Below are 1,506 nucleotides of genomic sequence, written 5' to 3'. Positions count from 1 at the left end.
CGAAGTCGCCGACGGAGCCCAGTCGCTGACGGCGATGGCCGACGATCTCCGCCTCTCGCTCGACGCGTTCGACGTCGGCGAACGCGCGGAGTCGGGACACGACGCGGAACCCGGAATCGTCCTCGAGCACGACGAGGAAGCCGACCTCGCCACCGCCGACACGGAGGACTGAGCCAGACCAGCCCGAACGGAGTTCGACCCGGGGTCCACATTCGTACGAGTGCGTTCGACCCCATCGAAGAGCCCCGCAGATGGAAATCGCGGCGGAAACGGGCCACAAGCGATTTTTAGTGACAGTAAGACTATTTTGAAGATGCCACTGGGAACGCTCGTCCCGGACGACCTCCGGGAAAAACTTCCGTCCGATCTTCGGGAAACACTGCCGTCGGTGGGCCGATCGGACTCGAGTGGGGATGGAGGGGGGTCGGACGCGAGGGGTAACGACGAATCGATTGCGGCTAGACTCGTACCCGACCGTTTTCGGCGGAGCTACGTCGCGAAATTCGGGTTCGTCATTCTCGTCGTGCTGGTACTGACGATCGGCGTCGCCGGTGTGTTCTATCTCGACATCTCGAATCAGATCACGGAAACCTCACAGGGGGAAGTCGAGATGGCAGCCGAGTATCAGGCGGAAACGCTGTCGAACGAGATGGGAAGCTACGAGCAGATAGCGGTCACTCTGGCTACCCACGATCGGATCGTCGATAGAGGCGGTGCACAGGTCGAAGCACGGCTGAACAACGAGCACTTCCGTGGGCCCGACGAGGTTCGGGCGCTACACTACGTCGACCTCGAGACGGATACGATCACACAGAGCACCGACGGATCCCAGGTTGGAACCGATATTTCGGATCTCGGTCTCGACGTTCATATCCGTGATGGGGGAAGCGCCAGCGAGTACAGCTACGAGAACGTCGACCTCACGGACGTCGACTCGACGTTTACGGACTCCTACGAGCACGGTGGGACGACGCTCGTTGCGTTTCTCAGCCCGGTCGATAACGCCGATAGCGACGGTGCGATCATGGTCGTCGTTCCAGCCTCGGAACTCGTACCCGAGGTCGAGGGGACGGCCGACGGGGATTACACCGAGGTCGTCGACGTCCGTGATGGCGACGTAATGGTGGCCAACGACGAGAGCACGCACCTGTCGCCATACCGCGACGGCGAAGCGAGCGACGTCATCGAAGAAGGTCGGTTCGAGACCGGCTCCCTCGATTTCGATGACACCGACGAGGTCGTCGGCTACACCCGCGTCCCCGACACCGATTGGGTGTTGCTCTTTCATACGCCACAGTCGAACGCGTACGCAGTCGTCGACGACGTCGCAACGTCGCTGGTCGCGCTTATCGGGGTCGCACTGGCCGGCTTCCTCGTTATCGGGGCGACGATCGGCCGATCGACCGCGAAGGCACTCGAGGATCTCGCGGACGACGCCACCGCACTCTCGGACGGCGATACCGACGTCGAGATCACCACCGACGGCCGAATCGACGAAATCGGGCA

Annotated in this window: 1 pseudogene; it reads left to right on the top strand. The window is 62.2% G+C overall.

What is annotated here, in order from left to right:
- Positions 1–313: 313 nt before the first annotated feature.
- Positions 314–1,506: pseudogene (locus FYC77_RS19920) on the top strand (hypothetical protein); the annotation flags it as partial.

It is taken from the genome of Natrialba swarupiae (genome assembly GCF_008245225.1).
In the GTDB taxonomy this organism is placed as follows: domain Archaea; phylum Halobacteriota; class Halobacteria; order Halobacteriales; family Natrialbaceae; genus Natrarchaeobius; species Natrarchaeobius swarupiae.
Note: the sequence above shows the minus strand (reverse complement) of the source record. Positions and strands in the feature narration are given on the sequence as shown.